5 protein-coding genes are annotated in these 7,061 nt (G+C 38.0%); 1 reads left to right on the forward strand and 4 read right to left on the reverse strand.

Annotation, left to right across the window (positions count from 1 at the left end; translation table 11 throughout):
- The first annotated feature begins 512 nt into the window (after positions 1-512).
- Positions 513-1,868: a YjiH family protein gene (locus tag B371_RS0102685; RefSeq protein WP_019412775.1), complete on the forward strand. Its 1,356-nt coding sequence runs from the start codon at positions 513-515 to the stop codon at positions 1,866-1,868.
- A 315-nt stretch (positions 1,869-2,183) separates the two neighbouring features.
- On the opposite strand, the gene B371_RS0102690 is transcribed toward B371_RS0102685, so the two are convergent.
- The 4 genes from B371_RS0102690 to B371_RS0102705 all read right to left on the reverse strand — a co-directional run bounded on the left by B371_RS0102690 (position 2,184) and on the right by B371_RS0102705 (position 6,824).
- Entirely contained in the window at positions 2,184-2,486 is a 303-nt protein-coding gene (locus B371_RS0102690) for a hypothetical protein (protein WP_019412776.1), read from the reverse strand.
- Between the two features lie 62 nt (positions 2,487-2,548).
- Positions 2,549-4,174, reverse strand: coding sequence for a long-chain fatty acid--CoA ligase (locus tag B371_RS0102695; RefSeq protein WP_019412777.1), 1,626 nt, complete (start codon positions 4,172-4,174; stop codon positions 2,549-2,551).
- 40 nt (positions 4,175-4,214) lie between these two features.
- Positions 4,215-5,189, reverse strand: coding sequence for a CaiB/BaiF CoA-transferase family protein (locus B371_RS0102700; RefSeq protein ID WP_019412778.1), 975 nt, complete (start codon positions 5,187-5,189; stop codon positions 4,215-4,217).
- 105 nt (positions 5,190-5,294) lie between these two features.
- Complete coding sequence (locus B371_RS0102705) at positions 5,295-6,824, reverse strand: class I adenylate-forming enzyme family protein (RefSeq protein WP_019412779.1); 1,530 nt, start codon at positions 6,822-6,824, stop codon at positions 5,295-5,297.
- Between the last annotated feature and the right edge of the window lie 237 nt (positions 6,825-7,061).

The following is a 7,061-nucleotide window of genomic DNA, read 5'->3' on the forward strand; positions in this document are numbered from 1 at the left end:
AAAATCAACAGTGATAAGAATATATTTTTAAAAATCAAAATAAAAATTCATTCTATCTTGTAAAAAGAAAGTACACAAACCTATATAGGATGATTTTTTATGTGCAATCCAAATATTACTAATACTCACACATAATTAATTCGAATACTAAACAAGAATGTATCACTGAATAATTCACTTTCACTGGAAATTCAAGATGAAGCGTGTGTTTTTTTAAAAAGGAAATCAAGCCTTCATATTAATCGGTTTCAAGAAAGTAACGCCAAAGAAATGCCATTTTAAAATGTTAGTCTCGATATATTTAAAAACATCATGAACACTGGGATTTTGGAATCCTAGATTTATATACTTTCTTATTTTGTAAAAAATTCTGAGGATACCATAGTATATGGTACCTCAGAATTTTTTTGATTTAATTGGGAATAATCTATGGTGGACAATATTTATCGTTACAAGTATCATTATGACAGAATTAAAAAACTGAATAATTATACATATAGGAGGAGTCACCTTTGAAGAAATTTTCCATATATAACTGGTTATTATTCCTAGTTCCATCAATTATCGGAATATTCTTATTCATGATTCCATTCAATTTTCAGAACGAATGGAAAATACCTATTGCTATTTTAGCTAATATGGTTGCTGGTTTAGTTGAACCCATAATGCCTTGGATAGTTACTATTGTTCTAATTATAGCTGCACTTGGTTCAATTATTTATCAGTTTATAAAGGCTTCTGATTCAGAAGGACAGACATTTATCGAAAGATTGTTCAAAGTACACATGTTCTGGACAATTGTGCGTATTATTGGAGCGGTGTTTGCGGTGATGGTTGTTGCTAATATTGGACCTGAAGCAGTTCGAAGCGAAGATACAGGAGGTTTATTGCTTTCACCTACTGGTCTATTATCGTTCTTATTTACAATTTTCTTGTTTGCGGGCTTGCTTTTACCGTTACTTCTCAACTTTGGTTTATTGGACTTCTTTGGTACCATGATGATTAAAGTTATGCGTCCACTTTTTAAATTACCAGGTCGTTCATCCATCGATGCCCTTGCTTCTTGGGTGGGAGATGGAACTATTGGCGTCTTATTAACAAGCAAGCAATATGAAGAAGGTTATTACACGAAAAAAGAAGCTGCAATTATTGGAACGACATTCTCTGTTGTTTCTATTACCTTCTCTATTGTCGTGCTTGAAGAATTAAATTTGGGTGGTTATTTCATACCTTTCTATGCGACTGTTGCCGGTACAGGTACTGTGTTAGCTCTTATTATGCCTCGCATATTCCCTTTGTCACGTAAAGCAGATGAATACATTGATGGTCGTCCTTATGATGAACAAGCGGAAAAAATGCCTGAAGAGTATAACTTGGTAAGTCACGGTTTAGAAAATGCATTATCAACAGCTAATAAAAACCGCTCCATTAAAAACTTCTTTACAGATGGATTAAAAAACGTCTTAGATATGTGGATTGGTGTTGCGCCAGTCGTTATGGCGTTCGGAACCATTGCATTAATGCTTGCTACTTTTACAGACTTATTTGTTTGGTTAGGTAAACCTTTTGAACCTCTATTAATGGTTTTGGGTGTACCTGAAGCGACTGAGGCTGCACAAACAATGGTTGTTGGATTTGCGGACATGTTCTTGCCAGCCATTTTGGGTGGACAAATAATTGAGTCTGAAATGACTCGTTTCGTAATTGCAGCAACTTCTGTCACACAACTAATTTACATGTCTGAAGTTGGAGGCTTGTTACTCGGATCTAAAATCCCTGTAAACATTTTAGATTTGCTCCTCATTTTCTTGCTACGTACAGTGCTTGCTTTACCAATCATCGTTGGCGTTGCTCATTTATTGTTTTAATTAAAAGCCTTGAACCCGTTCCGCTAATGCCGGACGGTTTCAAGGATTTTTGCCCCAAGCGTTTGCCTGATATCGTCATGAAAACCTTGAAATAATGCTGAGTGGACGAAAATCATAGTTGAGTGGACGAAAACATAAATAAAGAAGATACATAACTTCTATAACTGTTGAAAAATGTTGATAACGGAAAAACAAAAGCCTACTTAACTAATTTAGGTAGTTAACTCCACTTATACATCTGAACCTCAAAAATAAGGAAGAGCGCGAAGTGTTTCCACTTGCGCCCTTCCTTTCAGCTATTAGTTGCCGCTATTATTAGTTGAATAATCCTAGCCACCATGGATAATCAAATTGACCTTCTGAAATTTGAATAAATGTACCCATTATCCCAAGGTGGGTAATGCCATGTTCATGTGCCACGATTGGTGTGTAAGTTGAGAAAATCACAAAATTTATTGTTTCAATATCCACGGAAAAGTTTGAAGTACTAGCTGGAAGTTCCCCATATCTTTTATCAGAAAAGGCTACATAGTCTTTTTCGGTTGGATTACTAAGTGCAGCTATGATAAGAAGAGTAAGTAATGAACCTATGAGCAACACCTTAATAAGTTTTTTCATAACTCTCCCTTCCTGGCATCCTGCCCCTACTATCTATCACTCACTCACTCACTCTCGAATGTCTAGATGGTTTCTTTTACTCTATAGGTTTCGGCCAAATCATTTCTTAGCGATGCTTTCAGAAATTTACCGACTGAAGTTTTTGGAATTTCATTTAGGAATACGACATTGTCTGGTACCCACCACTTGGCAAATTGACCTTCCAAGTATGAAAGTAGATCCTCCTTCGTCACACTGTTTACATATTCCTCTTTCAGTACCACACATGCCAGTGGACGTTCTTGCCATTTTTCATGCGGGACCGCAATTACTGCCGCTTCAAACACAGATTCATGCGTCATTAGAGCGTTTTCAAGATCAACAGAAGAAATCCATTCGCCTCCACTCTTAATCAAATCTTTTGTACGGTCCGTAATTTTAATGTAGCCATCTTCTGTCATCACCGCAATATCTCCTGTATATAACCAACCATCACGAAATGCTTCTTCAGTTCGTTCATCCTTATAGTATTCACTTGCAACCCACGGTCCTCTTATTGTTAATTCACCCATTGTTTTACCATCCCATGGAACTTCTCCATTTTCATTTACAATGCGAACATCCAAACCAGGAACGGTCATTCCTTGTAATGCACGCATATCGATCCGTTCATCCATCGATAAGTTATCCATCGCGGACGTCAATGTCGATAAGCTTACAATTGGAGTAGTTTCTGTCATCCCGTAGCCAACAATAAATGGAATGCCATATTTCTCTTCAAAAGCTCGAATTAAGCCTTTCGGTGAAGCAGAGCCTCCGCAAACAACGGCACGCAAGGACGATAAGTCACGAGGATTTTTCTCCTGCTCTTTTAATACACCAAGCCATATAGTTGGTACTCCAGCAGTTAAGCTAACCTTTTCTTGTTCAACTAAATCAAGCAATAATTGAGGTGTAAACCCTGGTCCAGGTAAGACTTGAGTCGTTCCAAAGAAAACGCTGGCAAATGGGAGTCCCCAAGCATTTGCATGGAACATCGGAACAACAGACAACACAATATCCCGCTCTGATAACCCCATTACATCGGTTAACCCTAGAGCAAAACTATGTAACACGATTCCACGATGTGTGTACACGACTCCTTTTGGGTTGCCAGTAGTTGCTGACGTATAGCACATGCCAGCTGGCGTATTTTCATCTAAGTCTTCAGGGAACTCATAGTCATCTGATGCTTCAGCTAAAATCATTTCATACGAAGAGACATTTTCAAGAGACGTTTTAGGTAGATCAAACCCGTCTTGCATAATAACGTAGTGTCTCACAGTTTTTAATAAAGGTGCAAGTTTTTCTATGAGTGGCAATAAATCAGCATCTACAAGTAAAATCTCATCTTCTGCATGATTAATGACATACGCAATATGTTCAGGGGACAGGCGAATGTTAATCATGTGCAAAATAGCTCCTGAACACGGTACACCAAAATATGCTTCTAAGTGACGATGATGGTTCCAAGCAAAAGAACCTACTTTCGTTCCATGCTGCATGCCAAGCTTCGTTAAAGCCTCTGCAAGTTTACGTGTGCGCTTGCCAAATTCTTTATATGGAATACGATGAATTGTTTCTCCTGTCCGTGAAATGATCAGTTTATTCGGGAAAAATCGTTCTGCACGTTTGACAAAGTCGGTTAACAATAACGGGGTTTGCATCATGGTACTCCATCTCCTTTTAGTCGTTTTTAAGTATACTTAACTAGCGTTTCATAATAACGAGATTCTCTCGATTTAACCAATGTGGATGTTGATTTAGCTCTGCAGGATACATAATAGGTGTCACGCAAAAATCTGTCTCTAGTGAAATGAGTAGCCACTTTTCCCATGTTCGCGACATGAAGAACTCAGAAATCTGCTTATGCATGGTACTTTCAATTCGTTCAAATTGCAGAGATTCCCATTCTGGGTGTTCTGCAAATAGACAAAGATTTTTCCAAAACTTTTTTTCTAATGCTCCTAAAGCAACGAAACGTGCATCTTTTGTTTCGTATATATTGTAAGCAACATATGATCCATCAATTTCAGGGATGCCATGTTCTGATAACCCAGAAGCTAAGTATTCCAGATTCGTTCCTTGGAAAGTAGCCATAGCATCCGTAATAGACACTTGGAGACGTGAGCCTTCACCTGTTCGAAAACGTTGTACAAGTGCAGCTAATATTGCCTCACTTACAGCAAACCCTCCAACATAATCAGCTAATGTGTTTTTAGGAACTATTGGTTTCCCTTTACTGTCAGTCAGTTGAGAAAGAACACCAGATAAAGCGAGATAGTTCAAATCGTGGCTGCCAAAACTTGAAAGTGGACTGTCTACTCCATATCCTGTCATCGAGCAATACACTATCAATGGATTTAATTCTTTAACTCTCTCGTAACTAAACCCAAGTCGGTCCATTACACCTGTCCTGAACGATTCTAGTAAGACATCTGCATGTTGAATATGCTCTTCGAGTAGTGCTTTTCCAGAAGCAGACTTCAAATCAATATTTATTATTTTCTTTCCTCGATTATTTGCCCTATGAACAGCGCCACCGCTCATCGAAAAAGCGGGGTCTCCTTCAAGTGGTTCAATTTTTACTACATCTGCACCAAAATCAGCAAGCCGCATCGCTGCAAACGGCCCTGGTAAGTAATAGGTAATATCCAGTACCCTTATATTGTCTAGTGGCTTCATATTTTTATCACTCCAATTCCTTACGAATCTAGTATTCTCCTAATAGTCTAGAAGGGTCTTCCGGAGATTCCGTCTACATATTTATCCTGAGCGAACCAAAATATTTTAAGTGACTGGTTCTCCATTAAGAGATTCACGTAATTGGTATTTCAAAACTTTCCCTGAGGCATTTCTTGGTAACACATCTGAGAAAAAGAACTTTTTCGGCACTTTATAGCCAGCTAAACGCTCCCTGCAAAACTGCTGTAAATCCTCATCAGATATCTGTTCCTTATTTTTTGAAACAATTATTGCTGCAACCATTTCGCCCCATTTCTCGTCAGGCACACCAATTGTGGCAGCTTCTAATACTAGTGGGTGGCTATTAAGAACTTGTTCTACTTCTACGGAATAGACATTTTCCCCACCCGAAATGATCATATCTTTTTTTCGATCAACTATTGTTATATATCCGTCTACATCAATCGTTGCTAAGTCTCCTGTTAACAACCAGCCATCTGAAAACGTTTTTTGTGTCTCTTCTGGTTTGCGGTAATATTCTTTCATAACTGTTTCGCCTTTAATTACAAACTCTCCGATTTCTCCAGGTTTCACATCTTCCATTTGTTCGTTTACAACTCTAATATTAGTAAAGAACATGGCTGTTCCACCTGCGCCAAGTTTTGTTTTATGGTCATCAGGAGACAAGAACACACCCCCTGGACCCGCTTCTGTTAAGCCACATAAATTATAAAACTGCTCTGTGCCGAACAATTCCATTGATTTTTCCACAAGTGCGGGTGCCATAGGTGCTGCCCCGTAGCCACAAGCTCTAATAGAAGATAAATTATAGTTGTCACTATTCGGTACTTGTAGCATCGCATTGTACATTGCTGGAACTCCAAAGAATATCGTAATTCCATTGTCTTCAATTGCTTGTAAGGTGGTCACCGGGTGGAAATCACGCTGTATTACACTTGATGCCCCTAGCATAATGGCGGGGGTTAAGAATAAATTCAATTGTGCCGAATGAAATAATGGTGCAACATGCAATAACTTGTCTTCAGCATTAAGACGTTTTAACATAATAAATGCCATATTGACATTCATTATTCGTTGATGATCAAATAGTGCTCCTTTAGGTTTTCCAGTAGTACCGGATGTATATAAAATCTCAGCATCATCTGTGTTCAATACGAGGATTGCAGGCTCACTTGAATCATTGCTAATAACATTATCCCAAGATAAGTGGCTTTCATTTGACGAAGATGGATGAACGATGAAATGCTTCAATTCTTGTAATTCATCTCCAGCTTTAGTGACGGTCTCTTCAAGATTCTCATCGCAAAATACCGCTACACAATCCGATTGTTCAAGAATATAATGTGTTTCTATTGCACTAAGCCGGAAGTTAATTGGAACAACGGTTAAACCGGCTTTCCAGCTTGCATATAAAGCAATTGCAAAATGATCGGAATTCTTCATGAAAAGTCCAATCTTGTCTCCTTTTTTAAGGTTTAGTGCAGCCAAACCATTTGCCATTCTATTCACTTTTTCATTGAATTCTTTGTAAGAGTAAGACCGGTCTTCACATGTAATACACATTTTATCAGGATGTCTGTTTGCGTTAATTGTTAATGAGGTTGCAAGATTCATTTTATTCCTCCTTAAATTTTGGTCTAGATTGTGTTTTCTGAATAGAATGATTATTCTAGTAGTTTAATTGTAACAAAACAGATGTTGTAAGCGCTACCAAAAGATTTGTAAAATCTTGCATTTTTTTAGAAGAATAACAGTTTTCTTTTATTCCGAAGATGAGAAAAACCGGGTAAGTGCGCCCGGTCCATTAATAAGATAGCCTTCTATTTAAGTCTACTGATTTCCGTTGCAGGC

Source organism: Paenisporosarcina sp. TG20, from assembly GCF_000286315.1.
GTDB lineage: Bacteria > Bacillota > Bacilli > Bacillales_A > Planococcaceae > Paenisporosarcina.

What these genes read in the sequence shown, in the direction of transcription:
- B371_RS0102690 (WP_019412776.1), bottom strand. Translation starts at nt 2,486, where the DNA reads ATGAAAAAACTTATTAAGGTGTTGCTCATAGGTTCATTACTTACTCTT.
- B371_RS0102695 (WP_019412777.1), bottom strand. Translation starts at nt 4,174, where the DNA reads ATGATGCAAACCCCGTTATTGTTAACCGACTTTGTCAAACGTGCAGAA.
- B371_RS0102700 (WP_019412778.1), bottom strand. Translation starts at nt 5,189, where the DNA reads ATGAAGCCACTAGACAATATAAGGGTACTGGATATTACCTATTACTTA.
- B371_RS0102705 (WP_019412779.1), bottom strand. Translation starts at nt 6,824, where the DNA reads ATGAATCTTGCAACCTCATTAACAATTAACGCAAACAGACATCCTGAT.